This is a genomic window from Streptomyces sp. NBC_01314 (assembly GCF_041435215.1).
GTDB lineage: Bacteria > Actinomycetota > Actinomycetes > Streptomycetales > Streptomycetaceae > Streptomyces.
Genome location: NZ_CP108394.1, coordinates 5,826,214 through 5,853,049 on the forward strand (window position 1 = coordinate 5,826,214; position 26,836 = coordinate 5,853,049).

The window sequence follows — 26,836 nt, forward strand, 5'->3', positions numbered from 1 at the left end:
CGGTGGCCCGGGGTGCGACGAACCCCGGGCCACCGCCCTTTTCGCAGGTCGGCGATATTGTCGTTGTACGGTGTATGAGAACTGTTCTACGGTGTAGAGCATGTCCGCCTCCACAACCCTCACCCCGCCCTCCCCCCAAGGCCACCCCCAGCGCTGGCTGATCCTCGGCGTCATCTGTCTCGCCCAGCTCACCGTCCTGCTGGACAACACCGTGCTGAACGTGGCGATCCCCTCCCTCACCGAGGAGCTGGGGGCGGCCACGTCGGACATCCAGTGGATGATCAACGCGTACTCGCTGGTCCAGTCGGGCCTGCTGCTCACCGCGGGCAGCGCGGCCGACCGCTACGGCCGCAAGAAGATGCTGATCGCGGGTTTGGTGCTGTTCGGTATCGGCTCACTGATGGCCGGACTCGCCCAGTCCACCGGGCAGCTGATCGCCGCGCGGGCCGGGATGGGAGTCGGCGGGGCGCTGCTGCTCACCACGACGCTCGCCGTCGCCATGCAGATCTTCGCGCCCGCGGAGCAGCCGAAGGCGATCGGCATCTGGGCCGCGGTCAACGCGCTCGGCTTCGCGGCCGGCCCTCTCCTCGGCGGCTTCGTGCTCGGCCACTTCTGGTGGGGGGCCATCTTCCTGATCAACCTGCCGGTCGCCGCGCTGGGTGTGGTGGCCGTGATCGCCCTGGTCCCCGAGTCCAGGAACCCGCAGGGAGACCGGCCGGACCTGCTGGGCGCGCTGCTGTCGACCATCGGTATGACCGCCCTCGTCTACGCGATCATCTCGGGCCCCGACCACGGCTGGACGTCCGGCCACGTGCTCGCCACGGCCGCCGTCGCCGTGGTCGTCCTCACGGCCTTCGGGTACTGGGAGAGCCGCATTCCGTACCCCATGCTCGACCCGCACTTCTTCCGCGACCGCCGCTTCACGGGCGCGGTCGCCGGCGTGGTCCTGATCACCTTCGGCATGGGCGGCGCGCTCTTCCTCCTCACCCAGCATCTGCAGTTCGTGCTCGGCTACGGCGCGTTGGAGGCGGGACTGCGGACCGCGCCCCTCGCCCTGGTCGTCGTCGCGCTCAACTTCTCCGGGCTGTCGGCGAAGTGGACGGCGGAGCTGGGGATGCCGGTGTCGATCACGCTGGGCATGGTGCTGACGTCCGGCGGGCTGGTCTCCATCGCGACGATGGCGTCCGGCGGTTACGCCGGGACCCTGCTCGGGCTGGTGCTGATCGGGGTGGGCTGCGCGATCGCCAACCCCGCGATGGCGCACGCGATCATGAGCGCGATCCCGCCGGCCAAGGCGGGGGTGGGGGCCGGGATCAACGGCACGCTCGCGGAGTTCGGGACGGGGTTGGGGGTGGCCGTGCTGGGGGCGGTGCTCAACTCCCGTTTCGCGGCGCTGATCCCGGTGGCGGCGGCGTCGTTGCCCGCGGCGCTGGGGGCGGCGGACACGGCTGCGGAGAGGGCCGAGGTGATGTCGGCGTTCTCGTCCGGGCTGGAGACGAGTCTGCTGGTGGGGGCGGTGGCTGTACTGCTCGGGGGGTTGGTGGCGGCGGGGCTGCTGCGCAGGGCGGAGAAGGGGGATGCGGAGTTGGTGGGCGCCTCGTAGCGCGGCGGGTTCCGCTGTCGGGCGGCTGCGGTTCGACTGCCGGGGCGGCTCGGTTCGGCCGTGGCCGACCGCGCGGTTCCCCGCGCCCCTGAAGGACGCGCCGCGCGCCTAGCATCGTCATCGGCGGAGAAACGTGTCTCGGAAGGTGCGTCATGGTGCGGGGAGCCGGTCGGAGTGGTGGGTCCGGGCGGGCCAGTGTCTGGCTGGAACAGAAGGCGCGGGCCGGGCGGGGCGGGCAGCCGTCGGGGCTCGACCGGGAGCGGATCACCCGGACGGCCGTGCGACTGCTGGACGCGGAGGGGCTGGCCAGGTTCTCGATGCGCCGACTGGCGGCCGAGCTGAACGTGACGGCGATGTCGGTCTACTGGTACGTGGACACCAAGGACGACCTGCTGGAACTGGCGCTGGACCAGACGTTCGACGAGATGCGGCTGCCCGCGGCGGACTCCGGCGAGGACTGGCGGGACCAACTGCGCACGCTGGCCGGGGAGTACCGGGCGGTCCTGGTCCGCCACCCGTGGGTGTCGCCCCTCGCCGGTACGTTCCTCAACATCGGCCCGCACGCGCTCGACTTCTCGCTCGCCGTGCAGCGCGTCGTCCGCCGCACCGGGCTGCCCGCGCGCGGCCAGGCCGGTGCCATCGCGGCGGTCTTCCAGTTCGTGTACGGCTTCGGCACCATCGAGGGCCACTTCGTGCAGCGCTGCGCCACCGCCGGGGTGACCCAGGAGGAGTACTTCCGCCAGGCCATGAGCGCGGTGGCCGAAAGCCCGGAACCCCACGAGGTCATCCAGCACTCCGCGGACCTCATGGAGGCCCGCGGCGGCGACACGGTCGAGGAGATGCGCGAACGGGACTTCACCTACGCCCTGGAAACCCTCGTCGCGGGCATCGAGGTGATGGCACAGCGGGGCTGACTACTCCCCGGACACCAGCCGCGCCGGGAACCCGCCCGTGGCCACCGGCCCCCACTTCACCGGCGTGACCCGGATGATCGACTTGCCCTGCTCGACCATGGCCGCCCGGTACTCGTCCCAGTCCGGGTGTTCCCCGGAGATGTTCCGGAAGTACTCCACCAGGGGCTCGACCGAGTCCGGTGAGTCGAGGACCTCCGCCATGCCGTCGATCTGGACCCAGGGGCCGTCCCAGTCGTCGCTCAGCACGACGAGGCTGACGCGCTCGTCCCGCTTGGCGTTCCGTGTCTTGGCGCGCTCGGGATACGTGGAGACCACGATCCGGCCCGAGTCGTCGACCCCGCAGGTCAGCGGGGAGGCCTGCGGGCTGCCGTCGGCTCGTCGGGTGAGGAGGAGCGCCCGGTGCCGGGGGCGTACGAAGCCGAGCAGTTCTTCGAGGGAGACCGAGGTGTTGGTCGCGATGTTCCGTGCCATGGCGGCCAGGGTAGGCCCTCACCCGGCCCGTGAGCCTGACCCTGCCATGCGTACCCACGCGCCCACGCCGACGTTCACACCTGCGGCAGCGTCTCGCCCCGCACCGCCTGCACGTCCAGCTCCACCTTCAGCGTCGTACCGATTGCCGCGATCCCCGCCCGCACCACCTGGTTGTAGTGCATGGCGAAGTCCTCGCGGCGGAGTTCGGCGGTGGCCCGGAAGGCGGCGCGCGTGCCGCCCCACGGGTCCGCGCCGGTGCCGAGGTACGCCAGGTCCAGGTCGACCGGCCGTACGACCCCGTGCATGCCCAGCTCGCCGTGGACCGTCCAGCGGTCCGGGCCGGCGGGGGTCAGGCCCGTCGAGACGTAGGTGATCTCGGGGTGCCGTTCGGCGTCCAGGAAGTCCGGGGACCGCAGATGCTGGTCCCGCGTCGCGTTCCCCGTGTCGATCGAGGCGGCCCGGATCACCGCCTCCACCCGGGACTTGGTCCCCTCGTCCGGGGCCGGGGCGATCTCGATCGTGCCCGAGAACTCGGTGAAGCGGCCGTGGACGCTGGACATGCCGAGGTGCTGGGCCATGGCGGCGACGGAGGAGTGGGCGGGGTCGACGGTCCAGGGGCCGGGCGGCGGCAGTTCCGTGCCGCCGAGCCGGGAGAGGGTGACCGTGCCGACCGCCGCCCGGCCTCCCCCACTCCTGGCTTCGCCCGAGTGGGAGGTACCCCCATCGGTCACCAGCGCACCGACGGCGAACGGCGCGTAGCCGACCGCCGTGACGATCACCGTGTACGCGCCGGGCGCGAGGGCCGTGGGGTCGTGCACACCGCCTTCGGTGTCCGCCTCGGCCCGCAGCACCTGCGCGCCGGCGATGTCGGTCACCGTGACGACCGCGTGCGACACGGCCCATCCGTCCCGGGTGCGGATCCTCGCGGTCAGTCCCATGTCGTCCAACTCCTCAGCATGCGAACCGGCCGGTGGAGCGGGGGGTGGCTCCACCGGCCGGTGGTCCAACTACGCGCCGGGCTGCTCGCCGGGGTGGGCGAGTTCGATGTCGTGGCCGTCGACGCCGGGTCCGGCGACCGTCAGGGCCGTGGCCACGGGCGGGTAGCCGGTCGCGATGACCGTGTACTCGCCGCCGTCCAGGTCGGTGAAGGCGTACGCCCCGTCCGCGCCGGTGGTGGCCGTGCCGACCACGTTGCCCGCCGTGTCGACGAGGGTCACGCGGGCGTCGGCCAGAGCCCCGCCAGGCCCCCGTACGACCCCCTGGAGCCGGGCCCCGGCCTCCAGGTCGATCTCGATCCGGGTGACCCCGGTGCCGCCGACCTCGACGGGCAGGGCACGCGGCCGGAACCCGGCCGCGTTCACCGCGACGGTGACCCCGCCCGGCACCAGTTCGCCGAAGCCGAACTCGCCCTGCTCACCGGTGGTTCCGCCGGCCAGCACGTCCCCGCGCACATCGGTCACGACGACCATGGCGTCCTTGACGGGCAGCGCGGTACCGGCGGCCCGCACCACACCGCTCAGCCCGCTCGTACCGCTCAGCAGGATGTCGTACGAGACCGGCTCACCGTTCACGACGACCGTGGACGCGTGCGGCTGGAAGCCGTCGGCGGAGGCGATCAGGACGTACGACCCGGCGCCGGGCACGTCCACCGTGTAGGACCCGTCCGCCCCCGCGACCGATCGGCCGAGCTGTCGCCCGCCGAGCGAGATCAGGGTGACGGCGGCCCGGGGCACGGGCGCGCTCTCGGCGCCGCGGACGTGACCCGTCACGGGAATTCCGCCGCCACCGCTGCCCGATGAAGGGGCGGCGGCCACAGAGGCGGAGACCGGAGCCCGGGCCTCGTCGGAGGCCGCGGCCACCGAAGCCATGGCCATGACCGGCGCGGGCGACGCGTCCGGCACGTCCGCGGTCCCGTCGGTCCCCGTCGTCCTGCCCTGTGCGGCCTGGGCGAGCGCCCCGGTGGTCCGCAGCGGGACCTCCTTGATGAAGAAGGAGAAGACGAGCGCGAGGGCGGCGAAGGGGGCGGCGTAGAGGAAGACGTCTCCGATGCCGTGGCCGTAGGCGCTCTCGATGACCGTGCGGATCGGCGTGGGCAGCGCGTCCAGGTCGGGGATCTCGCCGTGGCCCGTGGAGGAGCCGGACACGCCCAGCTTGGCGAGGCCTTCCTCCGCGTAGTGCGTGATCCGGTGGCTCAGGACCGCGCCCAGCGCGGAGACGCCGATCGCGCCGCCGAGCGAGCGGAAGAAGGTGACGACCGAGCTGGCGGCGCCGAGGTCGCCCGGGGCCACCTGGTTCTGGGTGCACAGCACCAGGTTCTGCATCATCATGCCGACACCGAGCCCGAGCAGCGCCATGAAGATCGCCACGTGCCAGTACGGGGTGTCGTACCGGAGCGTGCCCAGCAGCCCGAGGCCCGAGGTCACCAGCACACCGCCGGCGAGCAGCCAGGCCTTCCAGCGGCCGGTGCGGGTGATGACCTGTCCGGAGACGGTCGACGAGACGAACAGACCGGCGATCATGGGGATGGTCAGCACGCCGGACATGGTCGGCGACTTGTCGCGGGCCAGCTGGAAGTACTGGCTGAAGAAGATCGTGCCCGTGAACATCGCGACACCGACGAAGAGCGAGGCCAGTGAGGCCAGCGCGATCGTCCGGTTGCGGAACAGCCGCAGCGGCATGATCGGCTCGCTCGCCCTGGACTCGACCAGCAGGAAGACCGCGAGCAGCGCGACCGTGCCGCCGACCATCGCGTACGTCTGCCAGGACACCCAGTCGTACTTGTCACCGGCGAAGGTCACCCAGACCAGCAGCAGGCAGACCGCGGCGGTGATGAGGAACGCGCCGGCCCAGTCGACCTTGACCTTGCGCCGGACGACCGGCAGGTGCAGGGTCCGCTGGAGCACGATCAGGGCGATGACCGCGAAGGGCACGCCGACGTAGAAGCACCAGCGCCAGCCCAGCCAGTCGGTGTCGGTGATGACACCGCCGACCAGCGGGCCGCCGACCATGGCGGTCGCGAAGGTGGCGCCGAGGTAGCCGTTGTACCGGCCGCGTTCGCGCGGGGAGATCATCGCCGCGAGGATGATCTGGGCCAGCGCGGAGAGCCCGCCCATGCCGACGCCCTGGACCGCGCGGAACGCGATCAGCGTCCCGGCGTTCTGGGACAGTCCGGCGGCGGCCGACCCGAGCACGAAGATCACGAGGGCCAGCTGGATCAGCAGCTTCTTGGAGAACAGGTCGGCGAGCTTGCCCCACAGCGGGGTGGACGCGGTCATCGCGAGCAGCGAGGCGGTCACCACCCACGTGTACGCGCTCTGCCCGCCGCCCAGGTCCTTGATGATGTCCGGCAGCGCGTTCGACACGATCGTCGACGACAGGATCGCCACGAACATGCCGAGCAGCAGCCCGGTCAGCGCTTCCATGATCTGCCGGTGCGTCATCGGGGCGTGGTCGCCACCGCTGTGGGGGGCACCCTTCGCGGTGCCTCCTCCGTGCTTGGCGTGAGCCCGCACACCGGTTGGTGTGGTCGTTGCCATGGGGCTTCCTTTTCCTGTCTGCTCTTTGCGGGTGTACGGGTTGTGGTGGTGGCCTCTTATGCGGGCGTACCGGTCGGCTGTTCGGGCGTACGGGTCCGCTGTACGGCCGTACGGGGCGGCGCGGCGGCGTCGAAGCTCTCGCGCAGCCGGCCCAGGAGCCGGGCGAGCTGTGCGACCTCGTCGTCGGTCCAGTCGCTGAGCCGGTCGGCCATCAGTCGGCTGCCGCGCCGGTCCAGCTCGGCGATCACGGCCCGGCCCTCGGGGGTCAGGCGCAGGATGCGTGAGCGTTTGTCCACCGGGTCGGGGAGGCGTTCGATCCAGCCCCGCTCGGCGACGTGGGCGACATGACGGCTGGTCACCGACATGTCGACCGAGAGCAGCTCGGCGAGCCTGCTCATCCGCATCTCGCCGTGCCGGCCGAGCAGGGCCAGGACTCCCGCCGATCCGCCGGGGCACTCGTACGGCAGCATCCTGGCGAGTTCGCGCTTCACGGCCCCGATGGCACTGAGCTGACGGACCAGCTCCTCGTGGTGCGCCTGCCCGGCCATGGAGCCCCTCCCGCGTTTGTTGCTTAGGGCAACCATAGGAGTGGATGGTTGCTACAGGCAAATGAAATCGGGCTTCCGCGGTCCAAGTCTTGGCAAAGGAGAACGTTCGCACGGTCGTGGGCGGACGCCCCCGCTTGGGCGCGTCCGCCCCGATTCGCTAAGGTCTCGGCCCATGGCTGACAACGAGGGCCCCCAGGGCAACCACGACCCCGCGGGGAGCACGCAGATGTTCCGCGCCTTCGTCGACGAGACGCCTTCCGGCGGCCGCGCGGCCGCCTCGGCCGCGGCTGCCGGGTCCGCCGGCCCGCGGGTAGGTGTGATCGTCGGTGTGATCGCCGCGGTGGCTGTGGTGGCCGCCGTGGTGTGGCTCGCGATTATGTGAGTGCGCGGCCCGGTGGTCGAGTGCCTGCTCGTCTGCCGGGTTCTGTGATCCTGCGGCTGCGGCTGCGGCTGCGGCTGCGGGTGGTGTGGGTGTGGTGGGGGCTGGTCGCGCGGTCCCCCGCGCCCCTGAGAGACGCAGGCACCTGCGGGCTGAAGGGCACGGCCTCTTCGGGTGGAGAAGCACGGGGCGCAGCCCCTGCTTTCAAGGGGCGCGGGGCGCTGCGCGACGAGCCCCCACCGGACCCGCACACACCCACTCGCTCACCCACACGTACGACCACCGCCGGGGTGCCCCTGCAAGGGCACCCCGGCGGTCACGTGTCAACGCATGGCCGGACTCAGTCGGAGATCAGGCCCTCGCGGAGCTGGGCCAGGGTCCGGGTGAGGAGGCGGGAGACGTGCATCTGGGAGATGCCGACCTCTTCGCCGATCTGGGACTGCGTCATGTTCGCGAAGAACCGGAGCATGATGATCCGGCGCTCGCGGGGCGGCAGCTTGGCCAGCAGCGGCTTGAGGGACTCGCGGTACTCCACGCCCTCCAGCGCCGTGTCCTCGTAGCCGAGGCGGTCCGCGAGGGAGCCCTCGCCGCCGTCGTCCTCGGGGGCCGGCGAGTCCAGTGACGACGCCGTGTAGGCGTTGCCGACCGCGAGGCCGTCGACGACGTCTTCCTCCGACACACCCAGTACGACGGCGAGTTCGGCGACCGTCGGGGAGCGGTCGAGCTTCTGGGACAGCTCGTCGCTGGCCTTGGTGAGGGCCAGACGCAGCTCCTGGAGGCGGCGCGGAACCCGGACCGACCACGAGGTGTCGCGGAAGAACCGCTTGATCTCGCCCACGACCGTCGGCATCGCGAACGTCGGGAACTCCACGCCCCGTTCGCAGTCGAAGCGGTCGATCGCCTTGATCAGGCCGATCGTTCCGACCTGGACGATGTCCTCCATCGGCTCGTTGCGCGACCGGAAACGTGCGGCGGCGTAACGCACCAGCGGGAGGTTGAGCTCGATGAGGGTGTCCCGCACATAGGCACGCTCGGGGCTGTTCTCGTCGAGTGCGGCCAGCCGCAGGAACAGGGAGCGGGACAGGGTGCGGGTGTCGATGTTCGCCGAGGCCGACGAGGCCGGAAGGTCAGTCACCGGAGGAGCCTGAGGACTGGGAAGGTCCTCAAGCGCCTGAAGGTCCTGAGGGGCCTGGAGAGCGTCGGGCGCGGTCTCGCTCTTCTCGAGCGTGAGCACCTTCGAGCTGCCCTGGTCTGCGGACATGCCACCCCCTTTGGGTCGCGGACGGTCGCGGCGGACGCTCCGTCGTAAGGAACGCAGCCTCCACCTGAATACCGGCGGCGAGGCCACGGCAAACGCGCTGGGGAGAGAATGTCACACGTCGGCAACGCGATGTAGTGACATGTCGACATGGAGAGGGTGAATAAACCCTGGAAACAGACGGTCTGATGGGATTTCAAAGCGAATAGGACTGAAAAAGCCTCAATGAGCGATTCGCTCTCACTGGTGACACCTCGACAGCGCATTCGGTCACGCCCATGGCCTGCACACGCGTACCGCTGGCCGATTCTGTGCGCCCCGCCTGCCTTCGTGCGCCCCGCGTGCCCCACGGTCCGTCCGGGAAGGTGTGGGGGGTTTCTGGTTACCGAAGGTCACCCACCGCGCTCCGGGTGCAGCGCCTCGAAAGGGCGCGGGGAACTGTGCGACGAGCCACGACCGAACCCGCACCCGCGAACCGGAGAAACCCGGCAGACGAGTAGGCGGCCGGCATCGAGCGGAGCGCCTACGCCTCGATCCGGTTGGCCGAGCGCAGCCGCGCGAAGCTCCGGGCCAGCAGGCGCGACACATGCATCTGGGAGACCCCGAGCTCCGCGCTGATCTGCGACTGCGTGAGGTTGCTGTAGTAGCGGAGCAGCAGGATCCGCTGTTCGCGCTCGGGGAGTTGGACGAGGAGATGCCGTACGAGGTCGCGGTGTTCGACGCCGTCGAGTTCGGGGTCCTCGTAGCCGAGCCGGTCGAGCAGCCCCGGCATCCCGTCGCCCTCCTGGGCTGCCTCAAGCGACGTCGCGTGGTACGAGCGGCCCGCCTCGATGCAGGACAGGACCTCCTCCTCGGTGATGCGCAGCCGCTCGGCGATCTCGGCGGTGGAGGGGGTGCGCCCGAAGGCGGTGGTGAGGTCCTCGGTCGCGCTGTTCACCTGGACCCACAACTCGTGCAGCCGGCGCGGGACGTGGACCGTGCGGACGTTGTCGCGGAAGTACCGCTTGATCTCGCCGATGACGGTCGGCATCGCGAAGGTCGGGAACTGCACGCCCCGGTCCGGGTCGAACCGGTCGATGGCGTTGATCAGCCCGATGGTCCCGACCTGGATCACGTCCTCCATGGGCTCGTTGCGGGAGCGGAAACGGGCCGCCGCATAGCGCACGAGCGGGAGGTTCGCCTCGATGAGCGCCCCCCGCACGCGGTTGTGCTCCGGAGTGCCCGGCGTCAGATGCTTCAGCTCGCCGAACAGCACCAGGGTGAGGGCCCTGGTGTCGGCGCCGCGGCGTTTCTCCGGGGCGGGGGCGGTGGCCTGGGCTGTGACCTGGGCCGACGTGGGGTCGGGAGCCGGGACGTCTTCCTGGGGAGGCGCAGTACTGGCCGACACGGTCAACGCCACCTCTTCATCCATCAACTCAACCGTCAAAAGCGGTCATAGCATCACAAGACATGTGCTCTGTGATCAAGCACCGCATATGCCCGTGTTGAGGAGAGTTGAGGATAGGTGGGGGCGGGAATTGGCAATCGGGTGTAAAAAGCCCCGCACTGTTCGAGTGCGGGGGCGGAACGAGCGACGGTCCGCCCGGAGGCCGGCGGAACGCTCGGAGGCCGACCGGTTCGGCCGGTTCAGCAGGTCCGGACGTTCGGAAGGCTCGGCGTACGGTTCAGAACTCGTAGTCGGCGATGATCCACGTGGCGAACTCTCGCCACAGTGCCACGCCCGCCTGGTGGTCCGGGTGCTCGGCGTAGGTGCGCAGCGCGTCCACGTCGTCGAACGCGGAGTTGATCGCGTAGTCGTAGGCGATGGGGCGGTCGCTGAAGTTCCAGCCCAGCTCCCAGGAACGGATCTCCTCGATCCTGCCGTCGAGCGCGCGGAAGGCGTCCACGCCCTTGACGACCCGCGGGTCGTCGCGCTCGACGCCCTCGTTGAGCTTGAAGAGGACCAGGTGGCGGATCATGGGCGCTCCGGGAAGGTCGTACGGGGTGCGGGGGCTACTCGGCGCCGTCGGCGATCCAGGTGAAGAAGTCGCCGATGGACTGGGCGGCGTTCGAGATGCCCTCGAACCCTATCTGGACGTAGTCGGCGGCTTTGGCCGGGTCCGTGATGATCACGTAGGCCACGAAGACCACGAGCACGAACAGCGCGATCTTCTTCCCTTGCACCGCCACCACGGCCTCCCCCGCCTCTTGTGCCCGTGGGCCCTATCGGTCCCTCTTTGTCGGCGGCGAGTGTAACCCGATCATGCGTTCGGAGGAGAGATGGCAGAGCCTGGGGAACGCACGAAGGGCCCCGTCTGACGACGGGGCCCTTCTTCGGCGGTAGCGGAGGGATTTGAACCCTCGGTGACTTGCGCCACACTCGCTTTCGAGGCGAGCTCCTTCGGCCGCTCGGACACGCTACCGAGGGAGACTTTACAGCAAGGTGGGGCGTGCTTTGAAATCGGTATTGCCGGGGGACTCAACGGTATTGCCGGGGCCTCAACGGGTGCGGAAGAAGTCGGTGAGGAGCCTGGCGCAGTCGTCGGCGAGGACGCCTTCGACGACCTCGGGGCGGTGGTTGAGGCGGCGGTCGCGTACGACGTCCCAGAGGGAGCCGGTGGCGCCGGCCTTCTCGTCGCGGGCGCCGTAGACGACCCGGTCGACCCGGGACTGCACGAGCGCGCCCGCGCACATCGTGCACGGTTCGAGGGTGACGACTAGGGTGCAGCCGGTCAGCCGCCACTCCCCGAGTTCGGCGGCGGCCCGGCGGACGGCCAGCACCTCCGCGTGGGCGGTCGGGTCGCCGGTCGCCTCCCGTTCGTTGTGCCCGGTGGCCAGTACGGTCGTGCCGTCAGGAGACAGGACGACCGCACCGACCGGGACGTCACCGCCCTCGGCGGCCCGCCCGGCCTCGGCCAGGGCGAGCCGCATGGCGGCCCGCCAGGGGTCGCGTACCGGATCGGTGCCGCCCGGTGCCTCCGCGTCGGTCGCGTCGGTCACCGGGGGAACGTCACCGATGGTCTCGGCGGAGTCGGCGGACTCAGCGGACCGTCTCCAGGACCTCCGACGCCCCGAGGGCGTCGGCGATCGAACTGAGGGCGTCGTCGGCGTCGAGGGTGAGCAGTTCCTTCTCGCCCACCCCCAGGTCGTCGAGGATCTCGATGTCGCCGACGGGACTGTGCGGCACGGCCTCGGCGGACGTGTCGTCTTCGTCGTCGGCATCGGACTCGCCGTCCTCGGTGCCGTCGAGGTCGAGGGAGTCCAGGTCGGCGTCGTTCTCGCCGGGTTCCCTTCCGAGCAGTTCGTCGGTGAGCAGGATCTCGCCGTAGCTGCTGCGAGCAGCGGCGGCGGCGTCCGACACGTAGATACGAGGGTCGTCCTCGCCATCGATGCGGACGACGCCGAACCAGGCGTCCTCCTGTTCGATGAGCACCAGCACCGTGTCCTCGCCGGGCGAGGCTTCACGGGCCAGGTCGGCCAGATCCGACAGGGTTTCCACATCGTCGAGCTCTGTGTCGCTCGCTTTCCACCCGTCTTCGGTGCGCGCGAGCAGTGCGGCGAAGTACACCGTGACTCTCCCACTGGTCATAGGTGTGCCGGTTGGGGTTCCCCCCGGCGGAGGTTGTGGGTGGGGAGGTTTGCGGTCCGAGCCCCACCCACTCGGAATCGTGGCAGAAACAGAGCGCTCAGGGGACGTCTTCGGCTCGCTGTGTCCGGCTCTTTTGATCGCCGGTGGGTTCGCCGTTCACCTGCGCACCTGTTGCCGCCACGAGCGGATCGTACGCGGAGTTCCCGGCCGCATATGCGCGACCACCCCGTGAAGGCCCCACACATCCTCCACGAACTCGCCACATGGGCCACGCGGGAGCGTGGGGAACGGTCGACAGCGACGAGGGGAGCGGCGTGGCGGGAAGCAGGGAGCGGCTGAGGAAGAGGTGACGGTGCCACAGGGAGGGGGCGGGGAAGGGGGGATGGGGTTACAGGAGGGGCGAAGCGGGAGCGGAGCGTGGGCGGGCAGGAGGGAGGAGGGAGTTGGGGCAGAGCCCCGGGGAGGGGCTGAGGGAGGTGCTGAGGGCGAGGGCCGGTTCGCCGGGGCTACCAGCGGAAGGTGCGCATGCGCATGGCGTGGCGGAGTCGGGCGGCCTTGGCGCGGCGCGGCTGGACCCGGTCGCGCAGCTCCCGCGCCTCCGTCAACTCCCGCAGGAACTGCGCCCGCCGCCGCCGACGCGCGGCATCGCTCTCCCGCCCGCCGCCCTGCACCCCACCAGCCATACGCGTCACCTCATCGGCCCCCTGTGCTGCCCGGCCAGCCGCCCGTGTCACCCCTTCGGCTCCCTGTGGCGCTCCGCCGGACGCCCGTGCCGCTCCGGCGGACGCCCGTGCCGGCCGGTCGGCCGTCCGCCCGCGCTGTCCCACTGCCGGTCCGTGTCGCCCCGCCTGTTGTCCGGGGCGCTCCGCCGCCCTTTCGCGCCGTCCTGGTGGCCGTCCGCGCCGTGCCGCTGCTCGTGCGGGTCGGCTTGTCGGGCGGGTGGCCCCGTCCGGCAGGCTGTCGCTGGTCGGCGGTCGATATCCGGTCGGGCTCCCTGTCGGCGCTCCGTAGGGGTCGGGACGTGTTGGTCGGGTCTGGCATGGGCTCACCACCGTCAGGCGTCGGGTCGTTCCGTCGCCGCTCCGTTCATCCCATCCCACTTTCCCTCCGACGGGGGGTTTGATGCCATCTGAAGGGTGCGGTGGGTGGTGGCCGGTGCGGGGGCGCTCGGGGGTGTGGCCCCGGTTACTGTTGTGGACATGCGCCTCCACGTCGTCGACCACCCCCTGGTCGCTCACAAGCTGACCACGCTGCGCGACCAGCGCACCGACTCCCCGACCTTCCGTCGCCTCGCCGACGAGCTGGTCACCCTGCTCGCCTACGAGGCCACGCGGGACGTGCGCACCGAGCTCGTCGACATCACGACGCCGGTCTCCACGACCACGGGCGTCAAGCTCGCTCGCCCGCGCCCGCTCGTCGTGCCGATCCTGCGGGCCGGCCTCGGCATGCTCGACGGCATGGTCCGGCTGCTGCCGACCGCCGAGGTGGGCTTCCTGGGCATGATCCGCAACGAGGAGACGCTTGAGGCCTCCACGTACGCCACCCGCATGCCCGAGGACCTCTCCGGGCGCCAGGTGTACGTCCTCGACCCCATGCTCGCCACCGGCGGCACGCTCGTCGCCGCGATCCGTGAGCTGATCAAGCGCGGCGCCGACGACGTGACCGCCGTCGTGCTTCTCGCCGCACCCGAGGGCGTCGAGCTCATGGAGCGCGAGCTGGCGGGCTCCCCGGTGACGGTCGTGACCGCCGCCGTCGACGAGCGCCTCAACGAGCACGGCTACATCGTGCCGGGCCTGGGAGACGCGGGCGACCGGCTGTACGGCGCCGCGGAGTAGCCCCGTACGAAACGGGTTCCTTACGGGGCTCGGTCAGCAGGTTTTCGCAGCGGTGGGCGTCGGCTCGGGACTGGTCAGATCGGCCAGGGCCTTGTCGGCGTCCTTCTGCTTGCTGAGGGCCTTGAAGCCGGTGCCGATGACGAGGTCCACCTCGGTGGCCTTCGTGCGGCTGTCGGTCTTCAGCCGCGCGCCGGTGAGCTGGGTGTTGAGGACGGGCAGCGCCGCGCTCTCGGCGGCCTTCGCGCCGAGCAGTATCGCGGCGCCCTTGACCTTCTTGTCGTACTCCTTGCTCGCGTTGCCCACGTTCCCGATGCGGAAGCCGCGCTTCTTCAGCTCGTCGGCGGTCTCCTTGGCGAGACCGGCGCGGGGCGTGGCGTTGAGGACGTTGACGGTGATCCTGCCGGGTACGGGGAAGCCCTTCACGGACGTCCCGGACTTCCCGGCCGGGCCGCTCGCTCTCGGGGACGGGCTCACCCGGGACGCGCAGTCCGCCTTGGGTCCGGCCGCGGCGGCCTGGTCCCCGTCACCGGTGAAGACATCGATGAGCTGCAGGGTGCCCCAGCCGAGGAGGCCCAGCGCGGTCACGGACGCGACGACCGCGAGGACGAGCCTGCGACGCCTCTTGGGCCGGCGCAGCCTCGGGTACTTGTCCCCCGTGATCCGGTACTGGCCGCCCATGCCAGGAGGGGTGAGCATGCTCATGGGCGCAGCGTAGTTGCCGTTGGACGGCGATGCCTACTAGATGATCATTCACCGCGCTGCAGTCCAACCCGAAAGGGCGAACGGGCGACCGTCCGGGCACGGGCCGATGCCACGGCGGCGCCGAGGATCTGTGGCGGATGGCCGGGGCGACCGCCTGCGGCGGCTTCCGGTGAAGGGCTAGTAGTCCAGTTCGAGGACGCGGGCGTGGAGCACCTGGCGTTGCTGGAGGGCCGCGCGGACCGCACGGTGGAGGCCGTCCTCCAGGTACAGATCGCCCTGCCACTTCACCACGTGCGCGAAGAGGTCGCCGTAGAAGGTGGAGTCCTCGGCGAGGAGGGTCTCCAGGTCCAGCTGCCCCTTGGTCGTCACGAGCTGATCGAGGCGGACCGGGCGCGGCGCGACGTCCGCCCACTGCCGGGTGCTTTCCCGGCCGTGGTCGGGGTACGGCCGGCCGTTTCCGATGCGCTTGAAGATCACACGGAAAGCCTACCGGTCGAGACGTTCCGGGCGCAGCCATGGCGACGGAGCGACACCCTGGAAAAGGCGCCGCGAAGTGGGGCGAAACGGTAATTCTGTGAGGGTCCGGTGGCGGTCATGGGTGCTCGCCGGGGTCCTTTCGAGGACGCGGGGAGTTCGCCGCGAGGCGTCGCCGGGGATTCTCCGGGATCGAGCCCCGGCCTTTCCGGGGCTTTCGGGGCTTCACCCGGATTTCTCCGGAGAGGCACCGCGATGCCGCCCGGATCGCAGGGATGCCTTCGCCGGGCGTCCGGCGGCTCTCCGGGGGCTGGCCGTCCGGGGGCTACGGGTCCGAGGTGAGTGACGATGAGTGACCACCAGCCCGAATCGGGGTCCGCGTGCGGGGCCGCCGTCTCGCCGGAGGTTCGGCGCGAGACGGTGCCCGGTGTTGGGCTCGCCCGTGCGGGGGCTTGTGTGTGGGGGGGGGCCTGTGTGGGGCGCCTGTGTGGTGGCAGGGGGAGGGTCGTCGGTTACTCGCCGGAGGCCTTCGCCGCTTTGGCCGCTGCCTTCATCTCCTGTTTGTGGGCGCGGACCTTGGCCAGGGAGTCGGGGCCCTTGATGTCGGCCACGGAACGGAAGGAGCCGGGGTCGCCGTAGGAGCCGGCGGCTTCGCGCCAGCCGGTGGGGTGGACGCCGAGTTGTTTGCCGAGGAGGGCCAGGAAGATCTGGGCCTTCTGCCGGCCGAAGCCGGGGAGGGATTCGAGGCGGGAGAGGAGGTCTTCGCCGGTCGTCGCGTCCTGCCAGACCGCGCTCGCGTCGCCGTCGTGGTGGTCGACGAGGTATTGGCACAGCTGCTGGATCCGCTTCGCCATGGAACCGGGGTAGCGGTGTACCGCCGGTTTGGTGGACAGCAGCGCGACGAAGGCCTCCGGGTCCGTCGCCGCGATCTCGTGGGCGTCCAGGTCGTCGGCGCCGAGCCGCTGGGCGATGGTCCACGGGCCCTTGAACGCCCACTCCATCGGCACTTGTTGGTCCAGCAGCATGCCGACCAGCGCGGCGAGCGGGCTGCGCCCGAGGAGCTCGTCCGCCTCGGGGTCCTGGGCGAGGTGAAGGGTGACGTTCATGCCCCGATGATCGCTCGCCGGGCGGCACGCCGCAGTCCGGGTCCGGCCCCGGCGCCGTAGCCCTGAGTTCGGTCCAGGTGAGGGGTGCGTTTGTGCGGTGGCGTGGTGTGGCGCGGCGTGGACCGTTACGGGCGCCAGTAGCCCAGCGCGTGCATCCGTTGTTTCGGCAGGCCCAGTTCCTTGCGGAAGTACGCCGTCAGGGAGCGGGTCGTCGCGGTGTCGCAGGCGATCCAGACGTAGGGGTCGGGGGTGTTCTCCAGAAGGGCGGGGGCGTCGGTCCTCACCTGGGTGAGGAGACGGGCGCCGGCGTCCTGGCGGGGGACCGGGCGGAAGTCGTGGCGGGTGGGGTCGAGGCGGAGGGGGAGCCCGCCTGCCTCGGGGACTTGGACCAGGGCCCGGCCTTGGGCCGCCGCTGCCGCTGCCGCTGCCTCCGCCCCCACCTCAACCGCAGCCTCCGCCTCCACGTCCGTCTCCGCTTCCGCCGACGTCTCGAACCAGATGGTCGCCGGGGCTGACGGCAGTGCGTCGAGGAGGGAGTTGATGGCTGGGAGGGAGGCCGGGTCGCCGATGGCGAGGATGTGGGAGGGGGCGGGGTCGGGGTCGGTGAAGGCGGTGCCGTGGACCGTGGCCTCGATGGTGTCGCCGGGCTTCACGGCGCGGGCCCAGTCGCTGGCGTGGCCGTCGTGGAGGGCGAACTCCAGGCTGAAGGTGCCGGCGGCCGGGTCGGGGTCGACGAGGGTGTACGCCCGCTGGTGCGGTTTGCCGGCGGCGTCGAACCAGAGGCGTACCCACATCGTCGGGTGGACGCCGGTCACCGCGAGCATGCCGCCGTCGGTGAGGTGGACCCGGCGGTAGTGCTCGGTGACTTGTTCCGCACCGGCCACCGTGAGAACGAAGTCCTTCCCGCGGAGCAGTTTGAGGACCGCTCCCTCCCAACCGTGCCCCTGCCCCATGGCTTCTGCACCCTCCACGTACGCTTTGATCACATATTGTTTAGGTAAGGCTAACCTAATACGCGGACGGGGTGCGGAGATGCGGGACAGTGGCAGGCGGGGGCATGTTCAGGGGAACGTTTTGAGCCACGGGCCAAACGGTTCGTGCGCTTCATGCGGTTCATCCGGGTCGTGCGCTTCATGTGGTTCGCACGGGACGTATCGCGACGCCTGGGGTATCCCGCACCTTCGCGCCGCCGACGTCCGTGCGCTCGCCCACGCGCAGGGCCGGGTCACAGCCCTCGACCGCGCGTGGCAGCTGGAGGTCGAACGCCACCGCGTCCAGGGCACCTCGGCCGCCTTCCTCGGCGTCGGCTCCCTCGGCTGGGACCGGTTCGCGCGACGGGCGCGTCTGGAGGACACGGCCCGAAGATGCTTCGCCCGGCTGGAGAGAACGGACCCGGAGACCGCCGACTGGGTCCGGGCGTACGTCGAGGGTGTGAACGACGGGCTGGTCGAGGGCGGTCGGCGCGCGCCCGAGTTCGAGCGCGCCGGGATCGAACCCGGGCGTTGGGAGGCCTGGCATCCGCTCGGTGTCTGGCTCGCCACGCACATCCTGTTCGCCGGGTTCCCGGCGAAGCTCTGGCGCGAGGAGGCCGTACGGCATCTCGGCGCCGACGCGGTCGGGCTCTTCGCCACCGACGGGCCCGCCACCTCCGGCAGCAACGGATGGCTCGTCGACGGGTCCCGTACGACCACCGGGCAGGCCGTCATCGCCGGTGATCCGCACCGGTTCATCGAGGAGCCCGGCGTCTACCAGCAGATCCACCTCTCCTGCCCCGAGTTCGACGTCGTCGGCCTCGCCGTCCCGGGCATGCCCGGCATCGCCCACTTCGGTCACACCGGTGACGTGGCCTGGGCCATCACCAACGCCATGGCCGACTACCAGGACCTGTACCGGGAGCGACTGCGGTGCAGGGGCAGAGGCGGGGGCGGAGACGGGGACGCGGACGGGGACGTCGTCGAGGCGCTCGATCCGGACGGGGTGTGGCGGGCCGTGCACCGGCGTGTGGAGATCATCGAGGTCGCGGGCGGGGAACCCGTCGAGGTGGAGGTGATCGAGACCCCGCGGGGGCCGGTCGTCATCGGGGGCCTGGATCCGCGCGCCCTCGACACGGTCGGCCCTCTCAGCCTCCGTTACCCGCCCCGTGTCACCGAGGACCTCGGGCTCAGCGCGCTTCTCCCCCTCCTCCGGGCCCGCGAAGTCGCCGATGTGGACCGGGCGTTCGATCGGTGGGCCGAGCCGGTGAACGTCGTGCAGGCCGCGGACACGCGGGGCGGGGTGCTGCACCGGGTGGCGGGACGGGTGCCGGTGCGGAGCCGGGACAACCGGACGCGGGTGGTCCCGGCGTGGGAGCCGGGGCACGAGTGGGAGGGGTGGCACGAGCCGCCGTACGGCACGTTCGAGGACGGCGTCGCGGTGATGGCCAACCAGCGTGGTCCGGCGACCCCGTTGGGCGTCGAGTTCGCCCCGCCGCACCGAGCCGAACGCATCCGCACGCTGCTGAACGAGAAGCAGCTGTGGTCCGCCCCGGACATGCCCGCCCTCCACATGGACACCCATCTGGCCTCCGCCGGACCCCTGTTGGACCATGTGGCCGCCCTCGCCGACACCACCGACGCCACTGCCACCACCCACGCGTCTGCCACCACCGAGGGCGGTCCCGGGAGACCTGCGGGGCTCACCCCGGCCGCAGCCGCGCTGCGCGACCGGCTCCTGCGCTGGGACCGGCGGATGGAGGCCGAGAGCGTCGAGGCGGCGGCGTACGCGGCGCTGCGCGGGGCGGTCGTACGGCGGCTCGCGGCGGAGTCCGCCTTCGCGGCGCTGGCGGTGCCGCCGGCGTACCCCGAGGTCTTCCGGCCCTGGCTCTCGCTCACCGTTCGCATCGGCTTCGCGCTCGAACATCTGCTCAGGGTCGAGGAGTTGTACGGGATCGACCGGGCCGGGCTCGTGCGGGAGGCGCTGGAGGAGGCCGCCGGCACGGAATCCGGGCGCTGGGGTGACCGCCACCGGCTCGTGCCGTGGCGCGCGCTCCCGGACGACGACCCGGGCGCCCCCGACGAGCCGGGTCTCGCCGGGGACCACGACTGTGTGCTCTGCACCTCCGCCGTCCCCGGCATCACCGACCTCAGCGCTCGCGGCCCCGCCGCCCGTTACGTCTGGGACCTGGCCCGGCGTGAGGACAGCCTCTGGGTGGTGCCGTTCGGGGCGTCCGGCGTGGGCGGATCGGCCCACCACCGCGACCAGCTGCCCCTGTGGCTCAGGGGAGACCTGGTACCGGTCGTCACCGACTGGAACCGCCTCACCCTCACCAAGGACGACGAGACCAACGAGACCAACGAGACCAACCAGAACAACAGCACGAACGAGCAGGGCAGCGAGGAGGAGTTCCATGACCGTTGAGTCGTACGGCGGCCGTGCGGCCGTTCATGAGCAGGTGGTCGACGGGTTCGGGACCGTGCGGATCCTGCCGTTGGACGCGAAGGCCGATGCCGAGGTGGTCCATGGCTGGGTGAGTGAGCCGAGGGCCGGGTTCTGGGGCATGACCGGGCTCACGAAGGAGCAGGTGCGGGAGGTGTACGAGGGTCTGGAGGCCTTCGACACCCACCACGCCTACCTCGCGGTGCACGACGGCGAGCCCGTCGGGCTGCTGCAGACGTACGAACCGGAGGCCGACCGGGTCGGTGAGTGCTACGAGGTCGAGCCCGGCGACCTCGGCGTCCATGTGCTGCTGGCTCCCGCCGGGGACGGCGGAGGGCGGCCGGGGTGGTCGTCCACGGTGCTGGCGGTCTTCACGTCGTACGTCCTGGTCGGGCTGGACCGGCCACGGGTCGTCGTCGATCCGGACGAGCGGAACGAGAGGGCGATCGCACGGTTCGCGCGGCAGGGGTTCCAGCGTGGGCCGGTCGTCGTACTGCCGGAGATCGATCTGCCGGAGGTGTATCTGCCCGAGAAGCGGGCCCGGCTGGCGTTCCTGCGGAGGGAGACCGTGTGCGGTCACGGTCAGTAGCGTCTCTAGAACTCTGTGTGTGCCTGTGGTTTCCAGGCTTTTCGGGCGCGGCGTGGCCGTGTGCGGTTGCCGTCCGGTGGTCCGAACCTTGGGGTGAGGGGATGGACTTCGGTGGCGTGCAGGTGGTGGAAGCCGGTCCGCTCGGCGGCGCGGGTGCGCCGTCGACAGGTTCCGCGTGAGAGCCGCACCCGGCCGGACCGAAGAGGGTCTTCTTCGGTCCGGTGGGGTGCGGGTACTCCATGACCTGGCACCGGCCCGGGTGTGGCGGCTGGTGTCGTGGTGTCATGCCCCGCCGGACGCTGGACCGCCCCCGTGGTAGGGGTGGTGGCGGGGACCGTACGCACATCGGGCGTACGGCGGGAAGTCTTCTGGCCCGGGGCTGCGGCGGCGCGCCGGGTGTCTCGGCCGCGAGGGCCGGCGGGCCTGCTGGGGGTGGGGTGTCCCTTGCCCGCAGTGGTCTTCGGTCCGGCCGGGCGGGGCGGGGCCGTCTCGGCGCGGCGTTGGCGGCGCAGGCGGCGGGTGGTCTTCTTCGGCCGGCGCACCTGGGCCACGGTGCCCTCGATGGTGGTGCGGATGGTGCGGGCGTGGGTGGCGCGGTCGGTGACGGTGTGGCTCTGGGCGAGCAGGCCGCGCGAGACGATGCGGCGGGCGGCGGCGTGGTCGCGGTCCATGGACAGGTGGCAGCGGGTGCAGTGGGCCCATGTCCAGCCGCGCTCACCGAGCCGGTCGGGGGCGGGGTGGTGACCCAGCGGGCCGAGGCAGCCGGGACAGCGGGCGGAGGTGCCCCGGGCGGGGACGGTGACCACCGCGATGCCCGCCTTCGCGGCCAGGTGCCGCATCGCCTCGGCGACGGTGCCGCGGACCTGCCCGGACAGGCGGGCGTTGCCGCGCCTGCGGCCGCGCGCCTCCAGGGTGGCGAGGTCTTCGAGGTAGATGACGGTGGCGCCGAGCGCGGCGGCCTGGTCGACGGCCCAGCGGGCCGCCGACCACGCCAGCGCGTCGTTCAGCTTCCGGATGCGGGCGCACACCCGCTCATGCTCGCTCTGCAGCACCGCGGCCTTGTCCAGGAGGCCGGCCCAGGCCAGGTGCGGGGCGCCGAGCCCGTCGGCCAGCGCCTGGTAGTGGTCGCGTTTGGCGGCGAGGTGTTCGCGGTGGCCGCGCAGCCGGTGCAGTTTCGCACTGATCGCGGTGGCGGCGAAGAGCAGGGGGCGGCCGTCGGTGATCACCCGCGCCGCCCCGCCACGCCCGGTCAGACGGCCCAGGGTGCCGGTGAGCAGGGTGTTCACCCCCCAGTCGAAACCCGCCGCCACGGTGTGCCCGGACGCCCTGGCGGCCGAGACGGGGCGCGTGTGCGGCAGGTCCACCGCGATCCGCCCACTGCCGGTGGGGCGCAGGGTGGGGGTGTGCAGGACCGCGTCCGGACCGACGGTGCCCGGCAGCCGCAGGTCGATCACATGCCAGGCCCACTCCCGCCCCGAGGCCGGGGCCGCGCACAGCGGGAGTTTCACCCGCAGCCGGGCCGTGGCCTCGTCCAGGCGCTGAAGGGTGACCTGCTGGCGGTCCATCGCCGCCAGCAGCACCTGCGCCGCGATCCGGGGCGGCTCCTCCAGCTCGCACAGTCCGGCGGGCAGCTTCCCGTGCCCGGCCAGATGGGCGCGCACCTGGTGGGTGCGGTTGCGGATCTCCGCACTGCTGACCCCGGTCGGCAGCAGCGCCCGCAGCGCGGCCCACTCCGCCCCGGTGCGCCGAACGGGGTCGGCGGGCCAGGCCGTGAGGATCGCGGCCACGATGGTGCGCCGGTGCAGGGCCAGGCGCAGCATGCGTGCCGCGTACTCCTGGGCCGCCCGGCGCACCCGGTCCGAGACATACACCCCCTCGGCGGGCGCGGCATCCCCCGCCCAGTGCAGGCGGCGCATGGCCATCCAGCCCTTGGACGGCAGATCCTCGCCCCGCCCGTCGAGGCCGGCGGCCAGTACGTCCAGCGAACCCTCGTCCCACCGGGAGGCCACCAGACGGCCGGTCGGTTCCCGGCACAAGGAGGCCAGGAAGGACACCCGCTCCCACAGCAGCCGCTGACCCACCTGCTCGCCACTGCCCTCGACCACAGCACGAAAGGCGGTGCACGTGGCCGTCGCCACCAACCGGCCCACACCCACCACCCCCCTCCACGGCCCCGAACCGGGCACACACCAGCACCCGATCGGCCTAACGACCGACTCCCGCACAAAGACACGCACCCAGGCAACCACGCCCGATTCATGCAGGAAAACGCAGCAAAATCGCCAACAGTTGAAGACCCTCGGCGGTGGCTTCGATCGGGGGTCCGGGCGGTGGGCGTAACCTCTGACGGATGACTCCCGAAGACCTCATCGCGCACTACGGGCTGGAGCCCATACCGCGCGAAGGCGGCCGATTCCGTCAGACCTGGGCGGGGCCCGAGCGGGGCGACGGGCGGCCGGAGGGGACCGCGATCATCGCCCTGCTCACCACCGAACCCGGCGACTACTCCGCGCTGCACCGGCTGCCCGGCGACGAGATCTGGCACTTCCATCTCGGCGATCCACTGCGGATGCTGCTCCTCGCTCCGGACGGCTCCTCGCGGGTCGTCGTCCTCGGCCCGGACGTGCTCGACGGGCAGCACGTGCAGTACGTCGTGCCCGCGGGGACCTGGATGGGGGCGAGGGTCCTGGGCGGTGGCGGTGGCGGCGGCGGTGGTGGGGGCTGGACGTTGTTCGGGTGCACGATGGCGCCGGGGTTCACGTTCGAGGGGTACGAGCACGGGGACGCCGCTGAGCTGACCCGGCTGTACCCGGACCGGGCCGCCGAGATAAGGGAGCTGGGGCGGGCGTAGGCCGGGGAGGCCCGGTGGGCCCGGTGGGCCCGGTGCGGATCGCGTTGAACGCGGTGTTCGTGCCGTCCGTACCTGTTCGAGGAGTCCGAGAGCCGGCGACCGTGGATCCGGAGCACTACGTGGACCGAGGCAGGTACAGCGACCCAGTCGAGGACAGGGCCATGGACAGCACCAACAGCACCATGGAGCGGGTCGTGAACAGCGGTAGAGGTAGAGACAATAGAGACAGCAGAGACAGCGGCACGAGGCGGCATGGTGGGACCGGCGGTGGCCGGGGCCGAGGGGTTCAGCGCCTGGTGCTGCTGGGCACCGTGCTGGTCCTGTTCCTCCTCGGCGGGGCGGGTACCGCGTCCGCGCACGCCGCTCTCAAAGGCAGCGACCCCGTCGACGGAAGCGTCCTCGACGCCGCTCCCCGGGACATCACCCTCCGCTTCACCGAGTCGGTAAGCCTCCTGCAGGACTCCCTCCGCGTCCTCGACCCGGAGAACCGGGCCGTCGACACGGGCAAGCCGGGACGCGCGGACGGCCGTTCCGACACGGCACGTGTCACCCTCCCCGTCGGCCTCGACGACGGCACCTACACGATCGCCTGGCGGGTGGTCTCGGCCGACAGTCACCCCATCTCGGGCGCCCTGCTCTTCTCGATCGGCGAGCCCTCCGCGACCGCCGCGGTCCTCCCGGCCGACCTCACCGAGGACCCGCTCACCTCCTCCCTCTACGACATCACCCGCTACTTCGCGTACGGCGCCCTCGCCCTGCTCATCGGCGTGACCTTCTTCTTGGCGGTCGTGCTCGGGGGCCCGAGCGAGGCGCTGCGCAAGCTGCTTGTGGCGGGGTGGCTGGCGCTGCTGCTCGCCTCGGCGGCTCTGCTGCTGCTCCGCGGACCGTACGAGCGGGGCACCGGCATCGGAGCCGCCCTCGACCTCTCCGTCCTGCGCGACACGATGGTGAGCCGGCCGGGACTCGCGCTGCTGGCCCGGCTGGCGCTGCTCGCGGTGGCCCCCGTTCTTCTCGTCCTCGTCCTCGGCCGAGCACGCAGGCACAGGTCCGAGGGGAGGCAGGGGGAGCAGGAGGAGTGGGGGAAGGGCGCGCTCGTCAGTGGGGCGCTGCTCTCCGTCGGCCTCGCCGGGACCTGGGCGGCCGCCGAGCACGCCTCCGCCGGTATCCAGGTGCCGGTCGCGATGACCTCCTCGGTGCTGCACCTGCTCGCCATGGCCGTCTGGCTGGGCGGGCTGACCGCGCTGCTCACCGTGTTGTACCGGGCGCCGGACACCCTGTCGGCCGCCGTGGTCAACCGTTTCTCCCGGCTCGCCTTCGTCTCGGTGATCGTCCTCGTCGTCACCGGCGTCTACCAGTCCTGGCGCGGCCTCGGCTCCTGGTCCGCCTTCACCTCCACGGCGTACGGGGAGGTCCTCGTCGCCAAGCTGGTCGCGGTACTGCTCCTGCTGGTGGCGGCGGCGTTCTCACGCCGTTGGACGGGACGGCTGGGGGAGGCTTCGGCGGAGGCCGGTGCGGTGGATGTGGCCGCGGGGTCGGCAGAGGCCGCGGGTTCAGCAGAGGCCGCCGGGTCGGCCGAGGATGCCGCGTCGACGACGGTCGCCGAGTCCGTGAGGGCCGACGAGTCGGTGAAGGCCGGCGAGCCCGTGAAGGCCGGCGAGTCGGTGAACGCTGCGGAGTCGGTGCGGGCCGCCGGTCTGACCGAGGTCACCGAGCGGGCGGCCGTGGCGGTGGCGGCGCGGGTGCCCGAGCGGGTGGGGGCCATCGACAGCAAGGTTTCGGAGGGTGGCGCCGATGTGCTCTCCCGTGGCCAGGGAGACGGCGGCCGAGGCGGCGGTGGCCAGGGCGACGGGGTGGGCTCGGCGGCCGAGGGCTCCTCGGTGGCTGATGCGCGGCGCCAGGGCCTGCGGCGTTCCGTGCTCGCGGAGTTCACCATGGCCGTCGTCGTGCTGGTGATCACCACCGTGCTGACGGGGACCCTGCCGGGCCGGGCGGCGGCGGAGATCGCGAAGGAGAGCGCGGGCGCGGCTGCCGCTGAGGTCACGGCCTCCTCGACGACGTTCCCCTTCGACGTCGGCACCCCGAACGGTCACGGCAAGGTCCAGATCGACCTGGGCCCCGGGCGCGTGGGCAAGAACTCCGTGCAGGCCGTGGTCTTCGGCCCCGACGACGGCATCGCGACCGTCCCCGAACTGCGTCTCACCTTCACCCTGCGGGCCCAGAAGATCGGCCCGATCGACGCGAAGCTCACCGACCGCGGCGGCTACTGGGTCACCGACGACCTCCAGCTCCCCCTGCCCGGCAAGTGGACGATGAAGCTCACGGTCCGTACGACGGAGATCGACCAGGTCACGGTGGAGAAGTCGGTACGGGTGAGCTAGCCGGGCTCAGCCGGGCCGGGGCGATCGAGGCCACCGAGGTCTCCAGCGCCCCGTTCCCTCCGTCCTTCCCGGACGACTCCACCGCGCTTCGGGCGGTCCTCTCGCCCTCCGGCCGGCACTCCCCCTCCGGCCGGTCCGCTACCCGATCCGCTCGTGCAGCGGCGCGCCGCAGAGTGACTTCGACGGGGTGCCGTCGACGCCGACGGGTGGCTCCCCGGCGACCATGACGCGGTGCATGATGCGCGGGAAGTCCAGGTGGGCGGAGTCGCTGGGGGCGAGGTGGACGGTGGCACGGTTGTCCCAGAGGGCCACGGAACCCGGCTCCCAGCGGAAGCGGACCGTGTACTCGGGGCGAGTGATCTGCTCGACGAACATCTCCAGGAGGAGCCGGCTCTCGGCCCGGGTGACGTCGACGATGTTCTCGACGTAGTACGGGTTGACGTACAGGATCCGTTCGCCGGTCTCGGGATGGACGCGGACGACCGGGTGGACGGACGCGACCTGGTGGTCCTGGAGGTGGCGGAGGTAGGGGTCGGGGCCGGAGCGGGCGAGATAGCCGACGCCGAGCCGGTGCTCGGCGCGCAGCCCGTCGGCGAACCGGCGCACCGGCTCGGACAGGCCCGCGTAGGCGGTGGCGAGGTTGGCCCACGTGGTGTCGCCGCCGTACGGGGGCACGCGCTCGGCGCGGAGCAGGGTCAGGGCGGGCGGGTCGATGCGCGCGGTGTGGTCGGCGTGCCAGCCGCGGAGGGTGGAGTGACGGCGGCGCTCCAGCCATTCGGCCTGGTCCATGCCGTGCTTGCGGCCCAGCTCCTGACGGTCGGCCGTCGTCTCGATCTCCGGGTACCCGGCCGGTGAGACCGAGCCCCTCGAACGCAGCCGGATCGGTTCCCCGAAACGACGCGCGAACGCGATCTGGCCGGCGTGGTCCAGCCGCTGCTCCCGGAAGAACACGACCTTCCAGCGGAGCAGTGCCGCGCGGATACCGGCGACGGTCCCGTCGTCGAGCGGGCCGGCGAGGTCCACACCGTGGATGTCGGCGCCGATGTGCCCGGAGGCCGGGCGCACGTCGAGCCCGCCCGTGGGTCCTTTCGGTCCCTCTGGTCCCTCTGGTCCTTCCGGTCCCTCCGAGGACGTGTTCGTGTCGGTGCTCATCGCTCGCTCGCTCGCCCTTCGACGCCGGTCGTACGCTCGGCCGTGTGCCGGGTCGTAT

At 71.6% G+C, this 26,836-nt stretch carries 25 protein-coding genes and 1 tRNA gene; 8 read left to right on the forward strand and 18 right to left on the reverse strand.

Going from position 1 to position 26,836, the window contains the following annotated elements; translation table 11 throughout:
- Positions 1–100: 100 nt before the first annotated feature.
- Both OG622_RS25515 and OG622_RS25520 read left to right on the forward strand, forming a co-directional pair.
- Positions 101–1,603 carry an MFS transporter gene (locus OG622_RS25515; RefSeq protein ID WP_371578947.1) on the forward strand — a complete coding sequence of 501 codons (1,503 nt, stop codon included), beginning with the start codon at positions 101–103 and terminating at the stop codon, positions 1,601–1,603.
- Between the two features lie 152 nt (positions 1,604–1,755).
- Positions 1,756–2,517, forward strand: a complete 762-nt coding sequence (locus OG622_RS25520; protein WP_371578948.1) for a TetR/AcrR family transcriptional regulator — start codon at positions 1,756–1,758, stop codon at positions 2,515–2,517.
- On the opposite strand, the gene OG622_RS25525 is transcribed toward OG622_RS25520, so the two are convergent.
- The 4 genes from OG622_RS25525 to OG622_RS25540 all read right to left on the reverse strand — a co-directional run bounded on the left by OG622_RS25525 (position 2,518) and on the right by OG622_RS25540 (position 7,072).
- Positions 2,518–2,988, reverse strand: a complete 471-nt coding sequence (locus OG622_RS25525; protein WP_371578949.1) for a PPOX class F420-dependent oxidoreductase — start codon at positions 2,986–2,988, stop codon at positions 2,518–2,520. It lies immediately after the preceding gene.
- 74 nt (positions 2,989–3,062) lie between these two features.
- The gene (locus OG622_RS25530; protein ID WP_371578950.1) at positions 3,063–3,926 is read right to left on the reverse strand and encodes a YceI family protein; all 864 of its coding nucleotides are present in this window, start codon (positions 3,924–3,926) and stop codon (positions 3,063–3,065) included.
- A gap of 69 nt (positions 3,927–3,995) precedes the next feature.
- Positions 3,996–6,524: an MFS transporter gene (locus OG622_RS25535; protein WP_371578951.1), complete on the reverse strand. Its 2,529-nt coding sequence runs from the start codon at positions 6,522–6,524 to the stop codon at positions 3,996–3,998.
- 56 nt (positions 6,525–6,580) lie between these two features.
- Positions 6,581–7,072, reverse strand: coding sequence for a MarR family winged helix-turn-helix transcriptional regulator (locus OG622_RS25540; RefSeq protein WP_371578952.1), 492 nt, complete (start codon positions 7,070–7,072; stop codon positions 6,581–6,583).
- A gap of 172 nt (positions 7,073–7,244) precedes the next feature.
- Here OG622_RS25540 and OG622_RS25545 point away from each other — a divergent pair, with 172 nt between their 5' ends.
- Complete coding sequence (locus tag OG622_RS25545) at positions 7,245–7,454, forward strand: hypothetical protein (RefSeq protein ID WP_371578953.1); 210 nt, start codon at positions 7,245–7,247, stop codon at positions 7,452–7,454.
- A 337-nt stretch (positions 7,455–7,791) separates the two neighbouring features.
- On the opposite strand, the gene OG622_RS25550 is transcribed toward OG622_RS25545, so the two are convergent.
- The 8 genes from OG622_RS25550 to OG622_RS25585 all read right to left on the reverse strand — a co-directional run bounded on the left by OG622_RS25550 (position 7,792) and on the right by OG622_RS25585 (position 12,960).
- Positions 7,792–8,712, reverse strand: a complete 921-nt coding sequence (locus tag OG622_RS25550; protein WP_371578954.1) for an RNA polymerase sigma factor SigF — start codon at positions 8,710–8,712, stop codon at positions 7,792–7,794.
- A 520-nt stretch (positions 8,713–9,232) separates the two neighbouring features.
- On the reverse strand, positions 9,233–10,120 hold the full coding sequence (locus OG622_RS25555) for an RNA polymerase sigma factor SigF (protein ID WP_371578955.1): 888 nt from the start codon (positions 10,118–10,120) through the stop codon (positions 9,233–9,235).
- A gap of 253 nt (positions 10,121–10,373) precedes the next feature.
- Positions 10,374–10,667: a Dabb family protein gene (locus OG622_RS25560; RefSeq protein WP_371578956.1), complete on the reverse strand. Its 294-nt coding sequence runs from the start codon at positions 10,665–10,667 to the stop codon at positions 10,374–10,376.
- Positions 10,668–10,701: 34 nt separating this feature from the next.
- A complete protein-coding gene (locus tag OG622_RS25565) occupies positions 10,702–10,878 on the reverse strand; it encodes a hypothetical protein (RefSeq protein WP_371578957.1) in 177 nt (58 codons plus the stop codon).
- A gap of 148 nt (positions 10,879–11,026) precedes the next feature.
- Positions 11,027–11,111, reverse strand: a tRNA-Ser gene (locus OG622_RS25570).
- 76 nt (positions 11,112–11,187) lie between these two features.
- A complete protein-coding gene (gene tadA, locus OG622_RS25575) occupies positions 11,188–11,619 on the reverse strand; it encodes a tRNA adenosine(34) deaminase TadA (protein WP_371584214.1) in 432 nt (143 codons plus the stop codon).
- Positions 11,620–11,728: 109 nt separating this feature from the next.
- On the reverse strand, positions 11,729–12,256 hold the full coding sequence (locus tag OG622_RS25580; protein WP_371584215.1) for a hypothetical protein: 528 nt from the start codon (positions 12,254–12,256) through the stop codon (positions 11,729–11,731).
- 527 nt (positions 12,257–12,783) lie between these two features.
- Positions 12,784–12,960, reverse strand: a complete 177-nt coding sequence (locus OG622_RS25585; RefSeq protein WP_371578958.1) for a hypothetical protein — start codon at positions 12,958–12,960, stop codon at positions 12,784–12,786.
- A gap of 516 nt (positions 12,961–13,476) precedes the next feature.
- On the opposite strand from OG622_RS25585, the gene upp reads away from it, so the two are divergent.
- The gene (upp, locus tag OG622_RS25590; protein WP_371578959.1) at positions 13,477–14,112 is read left to right on the forward strand and encodes a uracil phosphoribosyltransferase; all 636 of its coding nucleotides are present in this window, start codon (positions 13,477–13,479) and stop codon (positions 14,110–14,112) included.
- Between the two features lie 33 nt (positions 14,113–14,145).
- Here the strand turns inward: upp and OG622_RS25595 are convergent, their stop codons facing one another.
- The 4 genes from OG622_RS25595 to OG622_RS25610 all read right to left on the reverse strand — a co-directional run bounded on the left by OG622_RS25595 (position 14,146) and on the right by OG622_RS25610 (position 17,347).
- A complete protein-coding gene (locus tag OG622_RS25595) occupies positions 14,146–14,790 on the reverse strand; it encodes a LytR C-terminal domain-containing protein (RefSeq protein WP_371584216.1) in 645 nt (214 codons plus the stop codon).
- Positions 14,791–14,991: 201 nt separating this feature from the next.
- Complete coding sequence (locus OG622_RS25600) at positions 14,992–15,291, reverse strand: type II toxin-antitoxin system VapB family antitoxin (protein WP_031036932.1); 300 nt, start codon at positions 15,289–15,291, stop codon at positions 14,992–14,994.
- Positions 15,292–15,800: 509 nt separating this feature from the next.
- Positions 15,801–16,394 carry an HhH-GPD-type base excision DNA repair protein gene (locus tag OG622_RS25605; RefSeq protein ID WP_371578960.1) on the reverse strand — a complete coding sequence of 198 codons (594 nt, stop codon included), beginning with the start codon at positions 16,392–16,394 and terminating at the stop codon, positions 15,801–15,803.
- Between the two features lie 125 nt (positions 16,395–16,519).
- Positions 16,520–17,347 carry a siderophore-interacting protein gene (locus OG622_RS25610; protein WP_371578961.1) on the reverse strand — a complete coding sequence of 276 codons (828 nt, stop codon included), beginning with the start codon at positions 17,345–17,347 and terminating at the stop codon, positions 16,520–16,522.
- Between the two features lie 79 nt (positions 17,348–17,426).
- Between OG622_RS25610 and OG622_RS25615 the strand changes: the two genes are divergently transcribed.
- Together OG622_RS25615 and OG622_RS25620 are read left to right on the forward strand one after the other, a co-directional pair.
- A complete protein-coding gene (locus OG622_RS25615) occupies positions 17,427–19,790 on the forward strand; it encodes a penicillin acylase family protein (protein ID WP_371578962.1) in 2,364 nt (787 codons plus the stop codon).
- Positions 19,780–20,397, forward strand: coding sequence for a GNAT family N-acetyltransferase (locus tag OG622_RS25620; protein ID WP_371578963.1), 618 nt, complete (start codon positions 19,780–19,782; stop codon positions 20,395–20,397). Before OG622_RS25615 ends, OG622_RS25620 begins: the two co-directional genes overlap by 11 nt.
- Positions 20,398–20,402: 5 nt before the next feature.
- Here the strand turns inward: OG622_RS25620 and OG622_RS25625 are convergent, their stop codons facing one another.
- Positions 20,403–22,502, reverse strand: coding sequence for a zinc ribbon domain-containing protein (locus OG622_RS25625; protein WP_371578964.1), 2,100 nt, complete (start codon positions 22,500–22,502; stop codon positions 20,403–20,405).
- A 245-nt stretch (positions 22,503–22,747) separates the two neighbouring features.
- On the opposite strand from OG622_RS25625, the gene OG622_RS25630 reads away from it, so the two are divergent.
- The gene (locus OG622_RS25630) at positions 22,748–23,248 is read left to right on the forward strand and encodes a cupin domain-containing protein (protein WP_371578965.1); all 501 of its coding nucleotides are present in this window, start codon (positions 22,748–22,750) and stop codon (positions 23,246–23,248) included.
- 296 nt (positions 23,249–23,544) lie between these two features.
- Complete coding sequence (locus OG622_RS25635; protein WP_371578966.1) at positions 23,545–25,626, forward strand: copper resistance CopC/CopD family protein; 2,082 nt, start codon at positions 23,545–23,547, stop codon at positions 25,624–25,626.
- A 138-nt stretch (positions 25,627–25,764) separates the two neighbouring features.
- Here OG622_RS25635 and OG622_RS25640 read toward each other — a convergent pair whose 3' ends face one another.
- The gene (locus tag OG622_RS25640) at positions 25,765–26,778 is read right to left on the reverse strand and encodes a TauD/TfdA dioxygenase family protein (protein ID WP_371578967.1); all 1,014 of its coding nucleotides are present in this window, start codon (positions 26,776–26,778) and stop codon (positions 25,765–25,767) included.
- Positions 26,779–26,836 lie beyond the last annotated feature (58 nt).